Raw genomic sequence first — 20,267 nt, 5'->3', positions numbered from 1 at the left:
ACGCTCAGCCGGCTTCCGCGAGAAACTGTCGGATCTCGTCCGACAGCCAGTCGCGCACGGCACGAACCTTCGGGTGGTCGTGATTGCCCAACCGATACACGAGATCGTAGCCTCGCTCGGACTTGAGGCGTAGTTGCGGGAAGAGTGCGACCAAGCGACCGGCAGCAATGTCTTCGGCCACCAGAGCGCTGCGCCCGAGCGCCACCCCTTCCCCGCGAATGGCTGCCTCGATCACCATGCTGCCATGACTGTAGATCGGGCCACGGCCCCTGGGGACGCCATCCAGCCCTACCATGGCAAACCAATGCTCCCAGGTGGCGGACCAGCGGTCCTCGTACAGCAGGCGGTCCTCATGCAGCAGCCTGCACTTGGCAAGGTTCTCGACCGACGGCAGGCCGCCCATTTCCGTTCGATAGGCTGGGCTGCACACCGGGGTCAGGGTTTCCTCCAGAAGGCGCTCGGAGGCGACGTGTGGATAGCGGCCACTGCCGTAGCGCACCGCCGCATCGACTTGCCCGTTGTTCAGATCGACATCGGTATCGGTGATGTCGAGATGGACGTCGAGTTCGGGGTGACAAGCCATCAGGCGATGCAGGCGTGGTCCCAGCCACTTGCTTGCGAACGAGATGCCGGTGCTGATGATCAGCCGTTCCGCGCTCTTTGGTCCTCGAAGCCGTTCGGCCTCCCGCGTCAGATCCGCGAGCACCCGGGTCGCAACCACGAAGAACTCCGCTCCCTCGTCGGTCAGGACGATCCGGCGCGTGAGGCGCCGGAACAAGGCGACGCCGAGATGGCCTTCGAGGGTCTTGATGTGCCGGCTCACCGCGCCGTGGGTGACATGCAGTTCGTCGGCGGCTCGCGTCATGCTCAACAGGCGTCCGGTGGCCTCAAAAGCGCGCAGGGTCTGGAGAGGAGGAAGCCGGTCGAACATGGGTCCACATGCGTGAGTGCGACTCACACGTTACGTGAGAACAAATGGTTTGTCAGCCAGGCTTGGCGGGCCTAGCACTTCGAGAGGCCGCGATGGCGGCATCACCTCACCCCGTGCAGACCTGTTCATGTCGAGCCAGAGCGCAGCGAATACCCCTTCCGCCCCTGCCCTTTCGCCCGTCGCCTCTCGCGACGCGGCACCCTCCGTGCGCAGCTTTGCCGCCATGCTGCTGCTTGCCGTCATATGGGGGCTTTCGATCCCGGTGACGAAGCTCGGCCTTCTGACGATGCCGCCGCTCACGCTGACCGCGCTGCGGTTTGCCATTGCCGTGCCCCTGCTGATGCTTCTCATCGTGGGAGGACGACGGCTCCCATGGCGGGCGCTGCCCCATGTTGCCGCCCTCGGGGTGTTGGGCATCGGCATCGGCCAGGTCGCCCAGACCTTCGGCGTGGCTGGCACCTCGGCCTCGGTCGGCACCATCATCTCGGCCACCATTCCGGTCTTCATCGTGATTTTTGCCGCTTTGCGCCTCAAGCAGGCTGTCTCGGGCTGGCAGCAACTGGGATTGCTGGCGGCTTTCGCGGGCATTGCGCTCGTCGCGTTGGGGCATGGTGAGGGAGCGGCGGGCCTGTTCGAGTCCAGCGTGGCCGGTGCGGCCTGCGTGCTGCTGTCCGCGCTGACCATCGCGTTCTATTACGTCTGGAGCGTCGAACTCACCGATAAGTACGGTACCACCACCGTGGCCGCCTGGAGCACGTTGTTCGGCTTCATCGCGCTGCTGCCCTGGGCTGCCTGGGAGATGTGGCACGTTCCCATCCAGGTCACGGCCCAGGCGCTCTGGGCTGCGGCCTATCTTGGCCTCGTGGTGACCGTCGCAGGTCTGTTCCTGTGGCTGAGCATCCTGCGCACCGTCCCGGCCCGGATCGCGGCGGGCGTTCAGTACCTCCAGCCGGTGATCGGGATCGCCGCCTCGTCCGTGATGTTCGGCGACCAGATGGGGGCGCTGTTTGTTGTCGGCGTGGTCCTGATCCTGGGCGGTCTCGCCCTGACCATGACCTCCCGCAGGAAGGCGGATCAAGCGCCTTAACGGTTGGCATGATTGCGCAGGGACCCTGCGCTCACGCCTGGCCCGAGCGCTTGGCGGCATTCCGTACCGGCGCGAGCGTCGATGGAAAGGAACCGCCGCCCCGGGATACCCAGAGCTTGGCGGACAGGGCATGCCGTGGCAGTGTCCACGCGCCTCCCGCCGCCCGGCAGAACCTCCTGAGGATATCTCCCCGTGATGCTCCCCTTGTGGGCAAACGCCCTCAGCGCGACGCTGCTTGTCCAGTCGATCAGCTATTTCGCTTCCGGCGCGGTCCCGCTGCTCGGACCAATCCTGACGGCCCAGGCCGCGCTGCCGCCAGAGGGCATCGGCTATATCGCGGCGCTGATCACCATAGGCAATTGCTGGTATCTCGCCTGCGGCGGTCCCATGCTCAGCCATTTCGGGCCGGTCCGGTCGCTTCAGATCGGCCTGGTCTTCATCGCGTTTGGGCTGCTGGTGCTCTCACAGCCTGTTGGCGTCGCGGCGCTCGTCGGTGCGGTGGCCATCGGGTTCGGCCTGGGCCCGAACACCTCCGCCGGAAGCCAGATGCTGGTGCGCACGACACCCCGGCAGCACCGCACGCTCGTCTTCTCCATCAAGCAAGCCGGCGTTCCGCTGGGCGGCGCGGTGGCGGGCCTTGTGGTGGCGCCGCTCGTCACAACGCTGAGCTTCCCTGGCGCGATCTGGATCATGGTGGCCACGGCCCTGCTCGGTGTCCTGCTCGTGCAGCCGTTCCGCCGCCCGCTCGCCACGGCGGACCTGCAAAAGGGGACGGGATGGCTTCGGGCGCTCTTCTCGGCAGCCACCTTGCTCCGGTCTGTCACGGTGCTGCGCTCGCACCCGTCCCTCCCAATGCTGACGGCACTGGGGATGTCGTTCTCCGTCACGCAGGCCTGCATCACGTCCTTCACGGCAACCTATGTGATCACCCAGCACTCGGCCTCGCTGGCCGAGGCCGGTCTCTACATCGCCGTCATGCAGGCCGCGAGCGTGACGGGCCGCATCGCACTCGGCTGGCTTGCGGGCCGCACAGGGCATGGGCTGTCGCATCTCGGCGTGCAGGCGGTGCTGGCGGCAGGTGCGGTCGGCCTGCTCGTTGCGGGCGCAGACCAGGGGCCGTGGGCGATCATCGCCTGCATCGCGCTCGTCGGCTTCATCGCGATGGGCTGGAACGGGATCTACTATGCGGAGCTGGCGAGCGTGGCGCCGCAGCACCTGGTCGCCGAGGTCTCGTCGGCGGCGACGCTGGTTGCCTTCGTGGGGTCCATCGGCGGCCCCATGCTCTTCACGCTGATCGTCGGCCTCACGGGGAGCTTCGCCATCGGCTTTCTGACGGTTGCCGTTCAGTTGTCGGCGTTCGGTGTGATGACCTGGTGCCACGCCATGCGGACCGACGCTCCTTAGCCAGAGAGCATCGTGCGGAAGGTCTGCTCAGTGAAACCCTGGGGTGACGAGAGATGATGAGCCTGCTTGTTCTCAGGTCGCCTTCTGCCGTCGCTCATCATCCTGCACAATCGCCGGGAAGTTCCGGAATGGGTCAGATGTTCACATTCCGGTCGCTCAATGAATGTCGGCTCTGACCAGCCAAAGCTGACCAAGGTATTACGTCCCACGAGGTAGAGTCGAGGATGGGCGCGGTAGCTTGGGCCGTGCGGCAACGCCCCGTTTCCCATCCCCGCTCATCGAACCGGACGTGCGGCGCTACCGCATCCGGCTCTCCGACCGGCTTCATCGCAAGGCCCACGGCGAGGCAGGTCGGGGCAAGCGTTCCAGAGCTAGCACACCGCGTTCACCGTGGATTACGTCGTAGGTGAACTGTCGGTTGCCGCGCCCATGCAACTTATGTCGTCGGGCGAGGAAGGCACACACGCGCTCGGTGACGTACTGGTCCATCCCACGGAAGGCCGGACGAGATGTTCCATAGGCGAAGTAGTTCGACCAGCCGCGCAGGGACCTGTTCAGCGTGTCGCGCAATTCTTCCCATGGTTCAGTGTGGCCGGGCGTCAGCAGGTTAGCGACCTTCGTCTTGAGCCGTTGCACGCTCTTCTTGGACGGGCTCGCGCCCAGATACCTTCGGCCGTTCGCCTTGTAGTAATAAGGCCCGAACGAGTAGCCGAGGAAGTCGAAGCGTTCCTGGCGGGCGTCCTTCAGCGAGGTCTTGGCCTCGTTGAGGCTCAGCCCAAGCCTTGTCATCACGGCCTTTGTCCACGTCAGTGCCTCAGCCGCGCGACCGCGGCTGAGAATGACGAAGTCGTCGGCATACGAGACGACATGGGCTCGGAACGTTTCGCCGCGTCCGGTCAGCCGCCAATGCTTCAGGAACCGGTTCATGTAGATGTTAGCGAGCAGCGGGCTCGCGACGCCGCCCTGGGGCGTGCCCCGCGAACTGCTCTTGCCCCCACTCATGCGCCGGGTTCCCTCAGCATCCCGCTCCTCGATCGGTGCCTTCAGCCACAGCCTGATCAGCCGCAGCACGGAACCATCTGCGATCCGCCGCGCCACCGATTGCAGGAGTTCGCGGTGCGGGATCGTATCGAAGTAGCGGGACAGGTCGGCATCAACCACATCGGTGTAGCCCCGGCAGATCAGCCGGTGCACTTCCTTGACCGCATCCACCGCCCCGCGAGCGGGGCGATAGCCGTAGGCATTGTCCTCGAAGTCGGCCTCGAAGATCGGTTCCAGCACGAGTTTGGCGGCGGTTTGCACGACCCGATCCCGGATGGTCGGAATGCTGAGCGTTCGCTCGCCGCCATCCGGCTTCGGGATCGTCACCCGCCGCACCGGATCGGGCCGGTACGTCTTCAAGACCAGTTCCTCGCGCAACCCCGCCAGCCAGGCTTCCAGGCCTTGCGCCTCGATCTGCTCGAAACTCATCCCGTCCACCCCTGGAGCCCCCGCATTGGCGCGGGCCAACCCGTAGGCGTGACGGAGAATGTCATCGCGATAGATCTTGTCGTAGAGCCCATAGAAGCGGAAGGCGGGCTGCGCCTTCGCCTTGCAATAGAGCTTTCTCTGAAGGGTCCGGATCTTCTCAGGTGTTCCTAGGCTCATCGTCAATCACCCTCACCTCACCAGCTTCGAAAGCGCACCAGAAGTCAGGGTCCTTTGCTCCGCCGGCGTTACCCGGCCTCAGCGCTCGTATGACCCTGTCCGACTCCCGCCCTGGCCGGCGTCTGACAACACCGTTGAGGCCGCTACCCTCGCGCAGAACGGGTCTCCCCCGATTACCCGCATCACCCTTCCGACGTGCCGTACCCACTACCCCGGCGGATCGAGCGGGTGCATGTGTCGATTGCTTCCCCGCTCGCGCGGCCTTCCCCAAATGGCAGGAGGGTCGGCATCCGCATTGTCACTTTCGAGGCCTGCTCAGGCTTCACTCACGTTACAGCCCATCGGATTGCTCAGCCGCCTTACAGCGACCTTTGTCACGAGGCTCCGGCCCGTCCGGTTACCCGGCCAAACCGCTCGTCAGCTACCAGATCAATCGACAACTCTCTGGGTGGAATCCTCCTCCACTGGTGATCCGCGCCTTCGGGGCGCACTGCCATTGGGAGACCTACGCAGTCGGCTTGCGATGCCTCATTCGGCCTGACTTGCATGGACCAATCACTGCCGCTGGGTTCGGGGTGACAACCCGGATCTTCAATTAAAGCTCTCGGTTAACTTGCAATTGCTGCTCCCGATAGCGCCGTTTTTCCTTAAAAATATTTCTAAATTCAAAGTATATCCCTCAGAGAATATCTGTTTCCATTATTGCGATAGGAGTGTTATCGCACGCATGACTTGGCAATGGGGAAACCATGACTTCAGGGCGGTCGCTGACTTCATCTCTCGCCGCTCAGGCCACCCCACTCGACCAACCGCTGGGCATGACCCTCACGGGCACCCCGTTCGACGACCGCCTCGTTGGAGGGGAAGGTCCCGATGTGATCCAGGGGCTGGGCGGATTCGATACCCTGTACGGCAGAGGCGGCGACGACACCCTCTCCGGAGGAGCCGACAGGGATCGCCTCCACGGCGAAGGCGGCAATGACAGCTTGTCGGGCGATTCGGGTAACGACGACCTCCATGGCGGCGAAGGCAACGATTTCCTGAGCGGGGGCACCGGCACCGACTATCTCTACGGCGGCAGCGGCGACGACTCGCTGGACGGGGGTGAGGATTCCGACACCCTGCAAGGGAACGACGGCAATGACACGCTCGTGGGTGGGGCGGGGTTCGATCTCCTGTATGGCGACCGGGGGAATGACGTTCTGTCAGGCGGCACCGGTAATGACGGCCTCTACGGCGGCGAAGGCGACGACACCCTGAACGGCGGCGACGGCAACGACTGGTTGGCGGATTCGTCGGGGTCAAACAGGCTCATCGGCGGCCCCGGCAACGACGAGGCCTGGTACGTTTCAGGTTCGCCGAGCGAGAGCACGCTGTCTGGCGGGACCGGAAGCGATTCGTTCGAGTTGTCTCCCGACGTACTGGCCCCCGATGTTTCCGCCGACGTCATTACCGACTTCGAGGCGGGAACGGGTGGCGACAGGATCGATCTCACCTTCCTTCCGTCCGCGCTGGGAGGCTCCTCTAACCCGTTCGCCACTGGACATCTCAGGCTGGTGCACGAGGGGAGCGACACCGTCCTCAAGGCGAGCGTGGCCGGAGGCATCGCTCCAGAGGACCTGCGGACAATCCTGGTTCTCCGCGGCACCGACCCATCGTCCCTCACGGCCGACAATTTCCACCCGTCCTACGCGCCTGTCCCCATCGCGACGGCGCCGACCGAGGGCGACGATGTCCTGCACGGCACGTCGGGTGACGACTTCATCAACGGCCTCGGCGGCGACGATACGATCCTGGGCACCGCAGGAGACGATTTGCTCGTCGGTGGGGCGGGCAACGATCACCTCCTCGGGGATATCGGATCGGACACATTGCTGGGCGGCACGGGCGACGACCGGCTGACGAGCGGCGACGGCGACGACTGGCTCATGGGCGGCGACGGGCATGACTGGCTCTCGGCCGGAGCGGGCGATGACGGCCTCGACGGCGGTGCCGGCAATGACACGCTGGAAGGCGGAGACGGGAACGACGTGCTCGCCGGAGGAGACGGCAACGACGTCATCTTACCCGGCGCAGGATCCAACACGATCCGGGGCGGCGCCGGGGACGACTTAATCGACCTGGAGGGACGGAACCTCATTCTGGGCGGCAGTGGCGCGGATCGCTACCGCCTGTCCGATTTCGCCGCGGCTGTGGATGACCCCGACACGATCATGGACTTCGAGGTCGGCTACGGCGGGGACATCCTCGACATCGCCTGGGCGATCGAGGCCGTCGATCCACGCAACGAGCTGCCATACCCCTGGTTCCACGATCCGGTTCATCCCTTTACCAGCGGGCTCGTCCGCGTGGTCGCCTCCGGGAACGACACCCTGATCCAGGTCGACCTGGAATGGATCGGAAAGGGAGTGGGATACGGCACGATCGTGCGGTTGGCGAACGTCGCGCCAGGGGTGTTGGCGGCCTTCAATTTCAATCCCGCCTACCATCCGCTCGGGCAGGTCTCGAGCGCGGTCGGTACGGACGGGGACGACAGCCTGGATGGATCGCTCGGGGATGACGAGATCTTCGGACTTGGCGGGGACGATGTCATAAAGGCCAATGATGGAAACGACCGCATCGACGGCGGCGACGGCAATGACCGCCTCGACGGCGGCTACGGTGCCGACACGATCTACGGCGGCGCAGGCGACGACGAGATCGCCGGAGATCCTCCCTTCCATGGCAACGATCGCTGGTCGCCGCCCCGCGACTACGGCGGTCCGGACTACATCGACGGCGGCGACGGCAACGATGTCTTCTACGAGTGGCAAGGCGGCTCGAACACGATCATCGGCGGAGCCGGAGACGACGTCTTCCACTACGTGTCGAGCCGGCCGGAGCTGGACTACCTCGAGTTCTGGCCGGTCGAGGGTGTCGACCGCCTGACGGGTGGCGAGGGCCGCGACACCTACCTGATCGGCTATGCGGACCATGCGCCCGCCGACGTGATCACCGACTTCGAGACGGGGCCGGGAGGCGACCTCCTCGACGTCTCGGGCCTGCTCGGCAGCCTTCCCGGCTACGTCCGGGGCACCAACCCTTTCGTGACCGGACATCTCGTCCTGGTACAGGACGGCACGAGCGCCCTCCTCAAGGTTCCGGGGCAATACAGCCCGGACGGGCTACGGACCATCCTGACATTGGAGAACACTTGCGCCGAAGACCTGAGGCCGGACAACTTCGTTCCTCCCTATGACCCAAGCGGAGTCTTCGGCCACGTCAGGGGAACAGCGGGGGCGGACATCCTCGATGGGACGAGGCATCCCGAATTCCTCGAGGGCCTCGACGGCGACGACATCATGCGGGGCCTCGGCGGCGACGATCTCATGCATGGCGGCGGCGGCGACGACCGCCTGGTGGGCGGCACGGGGTCCGACACGCTGGACGGCGGCAATGGCGACGACCGCCTCAGCGGCGGCGACGGGGATGACACGCTCTACGGCAGCGAGGGCAACGACCGCCTGCAAGGCGACAACGGCAACGATTGGTTGTGGGGAGGGGCCGGCGACGATCTTATCATGGAGGTCGAGGGCCACCATGCCGTCGGCGCGAACGACGATTTTCTCATGGGGGATGCCGGCAACGACACCATCCATGGGGGAGCCGGGAACGACTATATCGACGGCGGCACCGGCGACGATGTCCTGTACGGCGGGACAGGCGACGACCGGCTTTCGGACGGCTCTGGCTCCAACCGGATCGACGGTGGAGCGGGGAACGACACGATCTTGATGGTCTCCAACAACCGCTCCTATGACCCGGAGGGCCCCGGCGTCGACCTGATCACCGGAGGGGCCGGGCAGGATCGGTTTTCCCTCTCCTTCGACACGTCACGGGCCATGGTGGCCGACCATGTCCTCGACTTCGAGACCGGGGCCGACGGCGACGTGATCGACCTGACCTCGATCATGCGCCTCCTGCCGGGCCATGAGGTCGGCAGCGATCCGTTCGAGGCCGGCCTCCTCCGCTTGGCGGAGAGTGCCGGGGACACGCTGCTCCAGGCCCGGCTCTCGGAGTCGGGGTTCTCGACAATCCTCGTGCTGGAGGATACCTCGCCGGAACTCTTCCAGGTCCAGAACTTCGACTGGATGGCGTGAGGAGTTGGTGGCCTTCTGGCGGGTGACACCTCACCAAGAGGCTGCCTCAGCCCATCTCAGCCTTCGCTCGCGGCTGCGGCACTGCCTCATCCATCGATCAGCGCAGATTCATCGTTGGATTTTGGCCCAATGCGCATAGCGCCCTCTACGGCCGGCTGCGGCTTTACCCCTCCAGCAGAAGCGGCTCTGCGCCCGCTCCGGGTCATTTTGCAATATCGACCGGGCCGAATGAAGGTCCGCTTGTCGCCCGTTAATCAGACCTAGCTCTTTGGTCGGCCTTGGGCCAAGCAGTTGCCATCACCCGCACCGAATGGGTGAAAATATATTGGCTTTATGGATCTCACCTGTGCATGGGAAGCGTCGGCGTCGACCGGCTCCCTTTGTCAGAGGGTCGAGCCCTTGCGCGACTTTTCCTGCTGAACCAGTTCCTGGAGGAGTTGGTGGGCAAGAGCCTCATGCGCCACCCGAGGGTTAATTTCGGCGGACTTCATGCCGTAGGTTGTCGTGACGGTCAGGATCCTTCGGTCAACCTTGTAGGTTCCCGAGTAGGTTCTTCCGTCAACCTTGATGTGGATGGCATGGCCTGACATGGGAAAAGGCCTCCCTAATGAGAACTCGCCCACCACCTCGGCAGGAGAATACTTCCTCTCCTGCCGGGAGACCACATCCCAGGAGTATCTCAAGGCGCCCGAGCCTGGAACTTGGCCAGTGCGCAGTTGGGGTGCTGGAGCGTCCGCGTTGGGTTATCCAAGGAAATTGCTGCCGCCTCGGGAATGTCTGTTGTCCCCTTCGTCCGCAGGCGTTCGGCCTACTTCGCAAATGTGCCATGAACCGACCTTCCCGCACAACGCACATACAAGAATGCTTCGCGGCGAGACCGGCGACCAGGAGGGCCCCTTTCGCGATGGTGAGCATGTTTCCGAGATGAGCACAGGCAACTAATCCAAACCGGCACGGGCAAGTCCCTCGATCAGGCGCGCCCGATCCTCGGCGCGGACGAAAGAAGATGTTGCTCCGACCGTGTCCCGTGAGATGTCAGGGACTAGCGACTTGAGCCGTCCGAGCAGGTCCGTGGCAGCCTCCTGGTTGTCCAGAAGTCCGGCACAGGCCGTGCCGATGATCAGCGGAACCGCGTGACCGGACCGCATTCGATGCGCCTCCCGTGCATACCTCAATCCAAGCTCGTAATTTGCGCCCTGGAAATAAGCCATGGCGTAGTAGAACTGAAAGTCGCCGAGAAAAGCCTCGCGCGGGCTCAGTCTGAGGGCGTAGTCGATGCAAGGAATGGCGTCCGCCGCGCGGCCCCCGTTGGCATGCGCAAGTCCCAACTGGCCGTGTGCAAACGCGGAGTTGGGGTTGATCGCAACAGCCTGGCTGACCGCTGCCACGGCCAGGACATTGTCACGCGTCGCAAAGGCTATCATCGCCTGCGCAAGGTAAGCCCACGGTTCTTTATCATCCGCGGCAATGGCTTGTTGGACGAGATCCCCGGCAAGGGCCAGGGCGTATTCCATATCCTCCCACCCCTGGAACGCGCGCCACAGCATAATCCAACCTTTCATGGCGAGCGCCTGGGCATAATCGGGAGCCAGTCCGATGGCCCGATCGAGCAGAGGGAGCATTTTCCGGCTGCTCTCCTCAGACAACTGGGAACACAGGAACACCGCCCGCACGACACATTCCCAGGCATCAAGGCCATGATGCGGCTTGCGGCTTTCGCGGGCATGCTCTGCCGCCAGGAGTTCCGGCTCGATGCGGCCCACGACGCTTGCGGTGATTTCGTCCTGGATGACGAAGATGTCGCCGAGGTCGCCGTCGTACCGCTCGGCCCAGAGATGGGCTTCGGAGGCCGCATCGATGAGCTGTGCGGTCACCCTGACGCGGTTGCCGGACTTGCGGACACTCCCCTCGAGAACATAGCGGATCCCGAGTTCGCGCCCGACGGCGCGCACATCCACAGGCTTTCCCTTGTAGGTGACCATCGTGTTGCGGGCGATCACGAAGAAGCCCTTGAGCTTGGACAGCGCGGTGGTGATATCCTCGGTGAGCCCATCGCTGAAGAAGTCCTGCTCCGGGTCGGCGCTCATGGCGTTGAACGGCAGCACCGCAATGGAGGGTCGGTCCGGAAGTGCGGGCCTGGGCGATGCCGTTCGGGCGGCCGTCCCTTCCAGAAGGGGGCGGTACAGCCGCACCGGCCGCTCCATGTTCTTGAGCGCGCGTTCGCCGAGGTACTCGTAGTCGCAGTCAAGCTTGCCTTGGAGGTGATCGTACGCCGTGCCGGAAATGCAAATGCCACCCGGGTTCGCCAAGGTCTGGAGGCGGGCCGCGATGTTGACGCCATCGCCGTAGAGATCCCCATCAACCTCGTGGATCACATCACCAAGATTGACGCCGATCCGGAAGTTGATGCGTCGCTCCGTTGGGATATCGGCCTGGTTCTCGGCAACGCCCTTCTGGATGGCGAGCGCGCACGCGACGGCATCGACGACCGAGCCGAACTCCACGAGCGCACCGTCGCCCATCAGCTTGACGATACGGCCCTGATGCTCGGCCAGCAGCGGATCGATCACCTCCCGGCGTAGACCCTTCAGGGCCGTCAACGTCCCAGCCTCGTCATGTTCGACGAGGCGGGAATAGCCGACGACGTCAGCGGCCAGGATCGCGGCCAGCCGCCGCTCCGCTCTTGCAGTCGCCATGGCTGTCTCTCCCTCAGGAGATCCGCCGGGTGAAGCCCAGGCGATTGACGCGACACGCACCATCCGGCTGCCCGACACCGCGACCGTGCTGGTTCATGATACCACTGAGACGGTCATGTGGCGACGCTTCACGAGAGCGCCACCTTTCAACAGGAACAGGATCCGCGAAGCGGTCTCTGCAAAGGTCTGTTGCGATCCAATGGAAGGACGGCGTCATTCGAAGGAAGGTCCGTTTTCGGGACTTCGAACCCACTGACGCGCTGAACTTGCCGAAGCGGTTTCTTCCGTCGTTGGCAGTGGGAACAATTGCTTCGTCAGCCACGTGTCCCAACCTCAGGATGGTCCGGAGTGGGTCAAAATCTCACGTTCCGGCCGCTTAACGAACGTCGGCGCTTGAGTGCCGAAGCGGACCAAACGCCTACGTCTCAGGAGTGCCAAAAGTCGTCATTCCCTAGCATTCGGACCGGGAGCGAGCTCTCGTTTCGCCGCACGACGGAACTCCATCATTGCGATCCCGACGTTTCAACGCCTGAATGCCCATCGCGCAGGCTTTCAAGACCGCCGCAAGGGCCATCGCGGCGGCAAGCGATGATGCGATGTGGAACAGCGTCGCGTAACCGTATGTCACGACCAATGGTGTGCTCAGGAGGGGGGAGCAGAACTGGCCGATGAACACAGAGGCCGTCAGAACGCCGCCAGCCGTTCCCCTCCGCCGGAGCGGAGCAAGTCTCAAGGCAAGGGTCACGAAGCTCGGCGAGACCAATGCATAGCCTGCGCCGGTGGCCGCGGCTCCTGCGAACCAAGCCAGGGGCGCCGCAGCAAGGGTCAGCAAGACGAAACCAAGCGCCATCGCACCATAGCCCAGAGCGAAGACGCCTACGTAGCCGATGGCCCGCTGGACCCGGCCGTACAACAGTGCAAGGCTGCCACCCGAGAGCATCAGGACGCCGAGTGCTGATCCAGTCATCACTGGGTTGCTATGGCCTGCCGCTTCGAAGAAAAACGACAATTGGGTCGGAATGACGAAAAAGATCATGTTCGTCACGGCCTGGAGAAGCACGAGCACCGCGAAGACGAGGCCCCATGATGAACACTCCGGGGCGCTGTCCTGCTGCCTGGCTCCAGGAGCCTGCGAGGTCCGTTGCGGATCGACAATGACCTGCCACATCAACGGCAGGAAGGCCGCGGCAACGCAATAGACGACGAAAGGCAAACGCGACGAGATCGCCGCGAACCATCCGGCGAGCGAGATGAACACAAGCCCCCCGAAGTTCCGGGCCGATATCTGAAGTCCCGACAATGCGTTCCGCTCGTCGCCAGTGAAGTAGTCGCCGATGAGCGCGGTCTGTGCCGTCATGATAAGGGCGACAGCGACCCCGAGAACCAGACGGCTGGCAAAGATGGTGGGCAGGTCGGGAAGGAACAATCCCGCGCATCCGGCGATCACGAAGAGGATGACCCCGGCAAGAAGCATCCGCCGCCGACCGTAACGATCCGCGACGAGCCCGGCGAATGGCGCGAAGATGGCGACGCTGATGGAGGGTGCGGGCACCAGCAGGCGCACCAGCATCCCCGCATTGGGGTCTCCTCCGAACAGGCGCTCGAGCCCGGGGAGCGCGGGACTTATCGTGGCGTTGGCCATGGTCGTGAGGGACGCTGCCATCAGCAGCGCGATCGCTCGCGGGTCTTGCCAGATCTGTGTCCGTCTCGGGATTATGGTGCTGGCCATGACGTGCCTCTTGCTCGAAGTGATGATTCGAGACACGGTACGCCTTCAAGCCAACTTGAGGTCAAGCATGGGAATGATAGATATCGGCGAGGTTGCGGAACGATCGGGGGTGCCGCCCTCGACGCTGCGGTACTATGAGGAGGTCGGCTTAATCCGATCGATCGGCCGGCACGGCCTCCGGCGGCAATTCGATGCCGACGTTCTGTTGAAGCTGTCTCTGATCGAACTCGGGAAAACGGCAGGCTTCTCCCTTGGCGAGATCGCGGGCATGTTCGGCAAGGACGGCCGGCCCAACATTCCCCGGGATCGATTGCACGCCAAGGCGGATGATTTGCAGCGGCAGATGCTCGACCTGCGGATGTTGCGGGATGCCCTTCGGCATGTGGCCGAATGCCCAGCTCCGGCGCATCTGGAATGCCCCACCTTCCGCAAGCTCCTGAAAGCAGCGACGCGCAGACGCGTCACCCGTCCGGCCTCCGATACGAGAGGGCGCGGAGGCTCGCAGCGCGGCGAATAGCTCGTGGACAGTGTCCGGGCATCGGTTCGAATGAAGCATCTCGAAAACGCGAAGGTCTGCTCGGGGTCACGAGGAGGAGATCGACGCTAGGCCAAGAACGTCCAGCTTACCTCATTAAGCTGACAAAGAGTTTGGCGGGGATGCTCAGCGTGGGTTTCCTGTCAGCACAAACGGCCAAGGTTCAGTGCGGGGGCTTCGTTTCAGGAGCACTGCAATGCAAGGCAGGATCGCCAACCATCCCTGCCGTACCACCACACCGTGGAACCAGGGCAAGCTGATTGGACCCAAACCGCCTCTGAAAACCAAGGAGATCTGGTCCATTCGGGTCAGGCTCCAGGTTGCTCATCGTATCCGGGATTTGGCTCTGTTCAATCTCGCCCTCGACAGCAAGCTGCGCGCCTGTGACCTCATTGCGCTCCGCGTCGATGACGTGGCCCTCCATGGGCGGGTGCGATCCCGAGCCACGATCATGCAGCGGAAGACGGGCCGGTCTGTTCAGTTCGAGATCACCGAGCAAACCCGCGAGGCTGTGGCGCGCTGGCTGGAGAAGAAGGATCTACACAAGGGCGAGCCGCTGTTTCCGAGCCGGATCAATCGAGCGAGGCCCATGACGACGCGCCAGTACGCCCGCCTCTTGGCATCCTGGCTTCGCGCGATCGGCCTTGATCCCCTTGCCTATGGTACCCATTCCCTACGGCGAACCAAAGCGTCGATGATCTATCGGAGAACCGGCAATCTCCGGGCCGTTCAGCTCCTGCTGGGTCACACCAAGATTGAGAGCACTGTTCGGTATCTTGGGATCGACGTCGACGATGCCCTTCTGATTGCGGAACAGGTTGAGATCTGACCGCCTGGGGCGGCCCGCCATCGAGCCGCCTCAGAGCCTACGGCCTGTTACGGGGCAAGGTCCTGACCTGAGGCTCAAGCAGCCACAAGGCAAACGACCGGCGCGTGCCAGGAGCCGACCTTATGGCGTCAAGATGCGCGCCATCAGGAGGGACTGAGCAGGCTTAGCATGAACGGGTGCTCGGCCGTCTAGCGCTACGCTTGTAGCTGCCGGCGCGGCGACCCTTGGCGGATATGCGTCGTCTTCGGACAGGATGAGGCCGAACTGGCGCCGCTCGCCCATCCTTAAGCCCACCGCAAATTGCCGCCACATTTTCGAACGCTCAGACGGGCGGCAGCAGGTGAATGCGCAGGGAGTGAACCATCAATAATGGATCGGCTACTGGCTTGCCAAAAACAGTTCCATCCTCGGATCACGCAACAAAATGGAAGTTTTGCCAAAATCTAAAGGGTAAGATAAGCAGCACTTGTTATTGTTGCAGGGAAGTCCTATATAGTCTTTATCGGATCTTGGCCGGACAATCGGGTCGTTTCGCTTTTGACACTGTCAGGCGCACGTTCGGACTTTCTTACCATTACATCGAGAAACTGAGTTGAGGTCGCGCTTTTGCGTGCCCTTCCTCACGTGCATCTGCGACAATCGCGAAAGGCTACCCCCATGATCGTGGGCACAGTAAAGTTCTACAACGACATGAAGGGTTTCGGCTTCATCCAGCCCAACGATGGCAGCAAGGACGTGTTCGTTCATGCCACCGCTCTCGAGCGCGCCGGCATGCGCGGCCTCGTCGAAGGCCAGAAGGTCTCGTTTGACACAGCGGAAGACCGCCACTCCGGCAAGATCGCCGTCAACAACATCGAAACGGCGTAATCGCTGATGATCGGCTCAGGACATCAGCCTGTGTCGCTCGGTCTTGAAGCCGCTCCCCATGGGGCGGCTTTTCTGTTTGCGCCCGCAATCACCCGGCAGCGGTTACCCGCCCTGCGCTGCCCGACAGCAGTTGGATTTCAGGAGGAATGAATGTCTCACAAATATAAAGTCCGTCAGTTGGTTCGCATCACCCATCCGAACTTCTCGGACAAGCGCGCAACGACAAGCGGAATCTACGAGGTGACCCGCCTTATGCCGGCCGATCAGACCGGCGAGGTCTCATATCGCATCAGATCGTCCGGCTTCGGCGAGCGCGCCGTGCGCGAGAGCGAGATCACGGCCCAGGTGTGAATCGATTGAGCAGCGCAGACGCCTTCTTTCGCGGATCGCAAATCTACGATCCTGTCGCCCTTCTTCGTCAGGATGATGAGACCTTGTACGTCGCTCGCGTCGGCAGGAAGACGTCGCGACAATTCATGATCCTCACGGCAACAGGCGAGCTCGCGTGGCCGCATGAGCCGCTCGGCACGCTCTCTGACGTTGCTTGGGCCCTTCGAGCACACGCGTGGCACCTCGTGGCACCCGAACCTATCGGCGAGAGTACCCAGCCAGCCAAGACGCTGGCGCGACTGCTCATGGAGCGAGCGTGACGATGAAAAGTGAGAAGGTGAATGTATGGAAGAGATCCCATCGCTGGCAACAGGTTCGCCTCTAATCCCGCAGGAGGTGGCTCACCATGGTTGAGCAACCAACCAATCTTGATGCGCATCGCGGCATGGCAGCCCAGAAAGCCACCGATCTTCGACGGCTGCGAGCCGAGGTTGAGGCCGACCAGGCAGCCCTCCATGCAAGGCAAGCCGAACTGGAAGATCTGCTTGCTGCCGCACCCGCCACTGACTGGCCGGAGGCTGTTGAGAAGGCGCGCTATCTGCTGGGTCTGCTTGCGCAGAGTTTGGACGCATCTGATCGGCGTCGCCGCAGGTTGATCGACCGGGTGCTGGCCGACTTCGATTATCTACTCGAGAAGCCACCCCACGATTGAGACGATCTTTCCCAAGCCACGACCGACAACAGAGATGCCCTATGGCCCGGGCGCTCAGCCACGTTGATACGGAAGGCCGCTCCCGAGAATACGGCGGCGACAACAAATGCAAGCTGACCAGCGATCATGGCGAGTTCCAGTCGACGCTACTCGTCTGAAACCTTGCCATGCTTTCTTCAACGAAGAAGTTGGGGCTCTAGCTCAGCAGCCGATGCAGATGCCGCTTGTCGCTCTTCTCAGCCTTACATCCCTCGCACGCTCTACGGCTTCAGCCTTCTCGCGAACGGCAGCAGCCATGGCGGCGCTTTCTTCTGCTGTATAGCTCGTTGCTGCCTTTACCTTTGACCCTTCCTTAGCTGCCTGCCCCTGCGCCTGGGCAACCTGAGGGGCAAGAGCAGAAGCCAGTATGAAAAAAAGGGCCATCAGAACGCGCATAGATCGGCTCCACAGAAGGTTTGATTGTTGGAGCCTATCACACATCTGCCAATCGACAGTTGGTTATTGCGCCGCTGAACAGTCACTTAAGAGTGACCGCTGTTGTTGTGATTGAGGCGAAAACCTTTTGGAAATGGCAACTTCGGCCCCCATTTCAGCAGTGGCCCTTTCAAAGCACGAGTGGTTGACCATGGACAGATCAGCGGCTCCTTAGTCGACCGCTGTCCTTTTGGGCGCACTCCTGCACCTTGAAGTGCCCTAGGCGCTAAGGGGTGCTATGAACAATTCATCGAGATCAAGTCAGCCCTACCAAGCTGTCATCGTCGACCCGTCTACCGGCCTCGCGACGATCAAAACCCTGGTTTGCGACAGTGAAATGCAAGCGCGTGGAGTATGCACCCAACATCGACGGGCGGCGATTGTCCGAGCGGATGGGCGTTAACCTCGCGAGCACCCATCGGATGGTCCGGCACCTTGGGTTCCGAGGCTTCGTCAGCCGGACACGGAGCAATCGTAGCCGCCAAGGTACTCCTGGTGGAGCGCTCGCCATTTACACCCGAACCAGTGCCAGCGTGACGTCGGCAATTCCGTGTCGGGTTAGCATTGGCTTCAGATCATTCGTGATCACGAATTCGGTGCGGCGAGGGAATATCACCGTCGCCATAGCCGCGCCGTCCATCGAGCTTGACCTTCGGAGGCGGTTCAGGGCGATCTTCCAGCATCCTGACGGCTTTCCAGACCGAGTTCACAAGCCTTTGGGTGACAGTCAGAGAGTTCTTGCTCATGCTTGGCTCCTTTGCCGACCCCAACGCCATGCTGCGGCTGTCGCCTTACCGCAACTAGCCAACTGGCCTGGGGTCGCGAACATCCCCGAATGCCACCGTCATCACCAGTTGATTGGCCCTGTCCATGATCTCGATCTGCCAGCCTTGCCGGCTCTCACCCTGCCGATCGCCTTCCACCATCAGGTTGCGGGCCATCGCGATAGCAACTTCTCGCGCAGCCTGAAGGTCAGGGTACTTGTTTCCTTCTGGGTCCTCAACGAGGCGGCTCCCCGTCTGGATGTTGAAATAGGAGAGAGCGGTTTCGGCTTCAGGCTGCGGTGGCGATGCCGTAGTGAAATGATGACCTGATCGCGGCGCGCCACCCTCATCATCCCACCGTGTGAGATCCTGACGCTGGCCTGGCCACTTCGGATGGTTACGTTTGTGGCCCGTCCGGCGGTCTGGGGATGCCGCGATCGTCGTGGTTGGCATCGCATCCGTGCTCAAGCGCACCCTCCTCCCGAACTCCTCCTGCAACTGGGGCTCCCAGACAACTTGGTCATAGGTCTGACCATCGCTGCGGATCTGATACTGAGGCTCTCGGTTACCGGCAGGAAGCAGGGAAATAATCTCGTAGCCGCTGATCCAGGTCTGGTTGGGCGAATAGTCTTCGGCGTAGCGATGTGTTCTCATGACAGGATCCTTTCCTGCCGACCATTTAATTTGATTAACGACACAATACTCCTTTATGTAAATCTTAGATACGAAAAAGGGTTTTATTTGGATTTATTTATAGCAGCGACTGTAAAAAGGCTCATCATCCCCATATGAGGTTATACTGAACTATCCGCCTTGCGGCCTTTGCGATTGGTCAAGGTTGAGATCTGAGAGCAATTGCGGAGGTTTTCGATGTGTCTGAACAGCCGCTTCATGTTTGATCTTCGGCACTACCAAGCCCGCGACGGTACCGGGCTGACACTTCATGCGTTGCCAATGATGCGGTCCAGGTGGGATCGGTTCACGACGGTTGAGATGATAGGGATCCGAACCACGTCGGAGCTCATCGATAAGGTCGAGGAGAGCTACAGCCTCTCCCACGAGGAGGCGACGAGAGACGTTGAGTTCTGGGCCCTAGACAAGCAGCTTTGAAACGATCGCTGCACGAGTGAGACCAGCCCCGACAAGGGAGGCTTCGATGTTTGGCTATCAAGGCGACGAACGCCAGGCGACGGTCACCCGCAAGACCGGGTACCGGGATGATGCGAAGCGCCAGTGGAATTGCTTATCCACCATGGACCTGTCTCGAACCAAGAACGAGCAGGAACTAATCTCTCTTGTGAAGGTCCGCGACAGCCTGCCCGACGAGACTGCCAAGGCTGATGTTGAAGGCTAGATGGCAGCCAAGCAGTTCTACTCTCTTGCTGGATCAGGCCTGGAGGCTGTGCCTCCTGAAACGGATGGAGAATTAGTGGAGACCCGTCGATGACAACCGAGTTTTACGTCGTTCGGCATCATGGTGCCTGGCGCATCTGGGTGAACGGCAAGCACCATGGGGAATATGGATCCCGTGTTTCGGTCATCAACGCCGCCGCGACGGAGGCCCAACCTGCCAGGCCAGGGGCCAAGGTCTTCAGCACAGAGATTATTAGCCAATTCAGTGCCGAGTGGCCGTCGAAGAACGGCACCAACTCACCCCTGCCATGGCCAATACGGCCTGACCTTATAGGAGACGCGAATGAGTAAGCGGATCGGGGGCCTTTGTGACGAGTTGCGGATCAAGCTCCATGGGATGGATCCTCGCCTTGAGGTGCTTAAAGCGAATGGCGCGGCGTCCTTCGACCAATCACAGGAGGTCCTTGAAAGCCAGCTCGACCGGGTCGAGCAGCGCATCTACGACAACCGCGTAACCGTTGAAGCCGCCAATGTCAGGATCAAGACGTGGCTTGCAGAGAAAAAGGCAGGCTCGGTGGCAGGCAAAAACCTTTGGACAGAACGCCAGAAGGCTTATCTGCTGGAAGCCCGCGCGGACGATGCCGAGGCGTACGCCATCGCAGTCTTTGAACTTGCCGCAGCAGCAGCGGATGAGGCAGCACTGGCAGTCTTGCAGGCAATCCTCGCGCGCAACGATGCTGATGCTGCGGTTCTGCCAAAGGTGGAATGAC

Annotated in this window: 19 protein-coding genes; 11 read left to right on the top strand and 8 right to left on the bottom strand. The window is 62.3% G+C overall.

Annotation, left to right across the window (positions count from 1 at the left end; all coding sequences use genetic code 11):
• Nucleotides 1–4: 4 nt before the first annotated feature.
• Nucleotides 5–931 (bottom strand): transcriptional regulator GcvA, encoded by a 927-nt coding sequence (gcvA, locus tag RE429_RS24650; protein WP_414474398.1) that lies wholly within the window; start codon nt 929–931, stop codon nt 5–7.
• Nucleotides 932–1,154: 223 nt separating this feature from the next.
• Between gcvA and RE429_RS24645 the strand changes: the two genes are divergently transcribed.
• Together RE429_RS24645 and RE429_RS24640 are read left to right on the top strand one after the other, a co-directional pair.
• On the top strand, nt 1,155–2,018 hold the full coding sequence (locus RE429_RS24645) for a DMT family transporter (RefSeq protein WP_414475909.1): 864 nt from the start codon (nt 1,155–1,157) through the stop codon (nt 2,016–2,018).
• A gap of 195 nt (nt 2,019–2,213) precedes the next feature.
• Nucleotides 2,214–3,422 carry an MFS transporter gene (locus RE429_RS24640; RefSeq protein WP_414475908.1) on the top strand — a complete coding sequence of 403 codons (1,209 nt, stop codon included), beginning with the start codon at nt 2,214–2,216 and terminating at the stop codon, nt 3,420–3,422.
• Nucleotides 3,423–3,746: 324 nt separating this feature from the next.
• Here the strand turns inward: RE429_RS24640 and ltrA are convergent, their stop codons facing one another.
• Complete coding sequence (ltrA, locus tag RE429_RS24635; RefSeq protein ID WP_414474397.1) at nt 3,747–5,069, bottom strand: group II intron reverse transcriptase/maturase; 1,323 nt, start codon at nt 5,067–5,069, stop codon at nt 3,747–3,749.
• Nucleotides 5,070–5,818: 749 nt separating this feature from the next.
• Between ltrA and RE429_RS24630 the strand changes: the two genes are divergently transcribed.
• Nucleotides 5,819–9,208 carry a hypothetical protein gene (locus tag RE429_RS24630; protein ID WP_414474396.1) on the top strand — a complete coding sequence of 1,130 codons (3,390 nt, stop codon included), beginning with the start codon at nt 5,819–5,821 and terminating at the stop codon, nt 9,206–9,208.
• 383 nt (nt 9,209–9,591) lie between these two features.
• On the opposite strand, the gene RE429_RS24625 is transcribed toward RE429_RS24630, so the two are convergent.
• From RE429_RS24625 to RE429_RS24615, 3 genes are all read right to left on the bottom strand, one after another.
• Nucleotides 9,592–9,798, bottom strand: coding sequence for a hypothetical protein (locus RE429_RS24625; RefSeq protein ID WP_414474395.1), 207 nt, complete (start codon nt 9,796–9,798; stop codon nt 9,592–9,594).
• 348 nt (nt 9,799–10,146) lie between these two features.
• A complete protein-coding gene (locus RE429_RS24620; protein WP_414474394.1) occupies nt 10,147–11,904 on the bottom strand; it encodes an adenylate/guanylate cyclase domain-containing protein in 1,758 nt (585 codons plus the stop codon).
• 451 nt (nt 11,905–12,355) lie between these two features.
• The gene (locus RE429_RS24615) at nt 12,356–13,633 is read right to left on the bottom strand and encodes an MFS transporter (RefSeq protein WP_414474393.1); all 1,278 of its coding nucleotides are present in this window, start codon (nt 13,631–13,633) and stop codon (nt 12,356–12,358) included.
• A 67-nt stretch (nt 13,634–13,700) separates the two neighbouring features.
• Here RE429_RS24615 and RE429_RS24610 point away from each other — a divergent pair, with 67 nt between their 5' ends.
• The 5 genes from RE429_RS24610 (at nt 13,701) to RE429_RS24590 (ending at nt 16,906) form a co-directional block, all read left to right on the top strand.
• Nucleotides 13,701–14,150 (top strand): helix-turn-helix domain-containing protein, encoded by a 450-nt coding sequence (locus RE429_RS24610; RefSeq protein ID WP_414474392.1) that lies wholly within the window; start codon nt 13,701–13,703, stop codon nt 14,148–14,150.
• 214 nt (nt 14,151–14,364) lie between these two features.
• Nucleotides 14,365–14,997, top strand: coding sequence for a tyrosine-type recombinase/integrase (locus tag RE429_RS24605; RefSeq protein ID WP_414474391.1), 633 nt, complete (start codon nt 14,365–14,367; stop codon nt 14,995–14,997).
• Nucleotides 14,998–15,654: 657 nt separating this feature from the next.
• Nucleotides 15,655–15,864, top strand: a complete 210-nt coding sequence (locus RE429_RS24600) for a cold-shock protein (protein WP_414474390.1) — start codon at nt 15,655–15,657, stop codon at nt 15,862–15,864.
• A gap of 150 nt (nt 15,865–16,014) precedes the next feature.
• Nucleotides 16,015–16,215: a hypothetical protein gene (locus RE429_RS24595; protein ID WP_414474389.1), complete on the top strand. Its 201-nt coding sequence runs from the start codon at nt 16,015–16,017 to the stop codon at nt 16,213–16,215.
• A 385-nt stretch (nt 16,216–16,600) separates the two neighbouring features.
• Entirely contained in the window at nt 16,601–16,906 is a 306-nt protein-coding gene (locus tag RE429_RS24590) for a hypothetical protein (RefSeq protein WP_414474388.1), read from the top strand.
• A 201-nt stretch (nt 16,907–17,107) separates the two neighbouring features.
• On the opposite strand, the gene RE429_RS24585 is transcribed toward RE429_RS24590, so the two are convergent.
• The 3 genes from RE429_RS24585 to RE429_RS24575 form a co-directional block, all read right to left on the bottom strand.
• The gene (locus tag RE429_RS24585; protein ID WP_414474387.1) at nt 17,108–17,341 is read right to left on the bottom strand and encodes a hypothetical protein; all 234 of its coding nucleotides are present in this window, start codon (nt 17,339–17,341) and stop codon (nt 17,108–17,110) included.
• 614 nt (nt 17,342–17,955) lie between these two features.
• Nucleotides 17,956–18,126, bottom strand: coding sequence for a hypothetical protein (locus tag RE429_RS24580; RefSeq protein WP_414474386.1), 171 nt, complete (start codon nt 18,124–18,126; stop codon nt 17,956–17,958).
• A gap of 54 nt (nt 18,127–18,180) precedes the next feature.
• On the bottom strand, nt 18,181–18,798 hold the full coding sequence (locus tag RE429_RS24575; protein ID WP_414474385.1) for a DUF6894 family protein: 618 nt from the start codon (nt 18,796–18,798) through the stop codon (nt 18,181–18,183).
• Between the two features lie 216 nt (nt 18,799–19,014).
• Here RE429_RS24575 and RE429_RS24570 point away from each other — a divergent pair, with 216 nt between their 5' ends.
• From RE429_RS24570 to RE429_RS24560, 3 genes are all read left to right on the top strand, one after another.
• Entirely contained in the window at nt 19,015–19,254 is a 240-nt protein-coding gene (locus RE429_RS24570; protein WP_414474384.1) for a hypothetical protein, read from the top strand.
• 46 nt (nt 19,255–19,300) lie between these two features.
• Complete coding sequence (locus RE429_RS24565; RefSeq protein ID WP_414474383.1) at nt 19,301–19,498, top strand: hypothetical protein; 198 nt, start codon at nt 19,301–19,303, stop codon at nt 19,496–19,498.
• A 342-nt stretch (nt 19,499–19,840) separates the two neighbouring features.
• Nucleotides 19,841–20,266: a hypothetical protein gene (locus RE429_RS24560; protein ID WP_414474382.1), complete on the top strand. Its 426-nt coding sequence runs from the start codon at nt 19,841–19,843 to the stop codon at nt 20,264–20,266.
• Nucleotide 20,267: the final 1 nt, after the last annotated feature.

The organism is Microvirga sp. M2 (assembly GCF_047497095.1).
Taxonomy (GTDB): Bacteria; Pseudomonadota; Alphaproteobacteria; order Rhizobiales; family Beijerinckiaceae; genus Microvirga.
The sequence above is the reverse complement of the archived record's forward strand: the minus strand, read 5'-3'. Positions and strand labels throughout refer to the sequence as shown.

Coding starts and splice junctions, on each gene's coding strand:
- gcvA (WP_414474398.1), bottom strand. CDS start 931: ATGTTCGACCGGCTTCCTCCTCTCCAGACCCTGCGCGCTTTTGAGGCC.
- RE429_RS24645 (WP_414475909.1), top strand. CDS start 1,155: ATGCTGCTGCTTGCCGTCATATGGGGGCTTTCGATCCCGGTGACGAAG.
- RE429_RS24640 (WP_414475908.1), top strand. CDS start 2,214: ATGCTCCCCTTGTGGGCAAACGCCCTCAGCGCGACGCTGCTTGTCCAG.
- ltrA (WP_414474397.1), bottom strand. CDS start 5,069: ATGAGCCTAGGAACACCTGAGAAGATCCGGACCCTTCAGAGAAAGCTC.
- RE429_RS24630 (WP_414474396.1), top strand. CDS start 5,819: ATGACTTCAGGGCGGTCGCTGACTTCATCTCTCGCCGCTCAGGCCACC.
- RE429_RS24625 (WP_414474395.1), bottom strand. CDS start 9,798: ATGTCAGGCCATGCCATCCACATCAAGGTTGACGGAAGAACCTACTCG.
- RE429_RS24620 (WP_414474394.1), bottom strand. CDS start 11,904: ATGGCGACTGCAAGAGCGGAGCGGCGGCTGGCCGCGATCCTGGCCGCT.
- RE429_RS24615 (WP_414474393.1), bottom strand. CDS start 13,633: ATGGCCAGCACCATAATCCCGAGACGGACACAGATCTGGCAAGACCCG.
- RE429_RS24610 (WP_414474392.1), top strand. CDS start 13,701: ATGGGAATGATAGATATCGGCGAGGTTGCGGAACGATCGGGGGTGCCG.
- RE429_RS24605 (WP_414474391.1), top strand. CDS start 14,365: ATGCAAGGCAGGATCGCCAACCATCCCTGCCGTACCACCACACCGTGG.
- RE429_RS24600 (WP_414474390.1), top strand. CDS start 15,655: ATGATCGTGGGCACAGTAAAGTTCTACAACGACATGAAGGGTTTCGGC.
- RE429_RS24595 (WP_414474389.1), top strand. CDS start 16,015: ATGTCTCACAAATATAAAGTCCGTCAGTTGGTTCGCATCACCCATCCG.
- RE429_RS24590 (WP_414474388.1), top strand. CDS start 16,601: ATGGTTGAGCAACCAACCAATCTTGATGCGCATCGCGGCATGGCAGCC.
- RE429_RS24585 (WP_414474387.1), bottom strand. CDS start 17,341: ATGCGCGTTCTGATGGCCCTTTTTTTCATACTGGCTTCTGCTCTTGCC.
- RE429_RS24580 (WP_414474386.1), bottom strand. CDS start 18,126: ATGAGCAAGAACTCTCTGACTGTCACCCAAAGGCTTGTGAACTCGGTC.
- RE429_RS24575 (WP_414474385.1), bottom strand. CDS start 18,798: ATGAGAACACATCGCTACGCCGAAGACTATTCGCCCAACCAGACCTGG.
- RE429_RS24570 (WP_414474384.1), top strand. CDS start 19,015: ATGTGTCTGAACAGCCGCTTCATGTTTGATCTTCGGCACTACCAAGCC.
- RE429_RS24565 (WP_414474383.1), top strand. CDS start 19,301: ATGTTTGGCTATCAAGGCGACGAACGCCAGGCGACGGTCACCCGCAAG.
- RE429_RS24560 (WP_414474382.1), top strand. CDS start 19,841: ATGAGTAAGCGGATCGGGGGCCTTTGTGACGAGTTGCGGATCAAGCTC.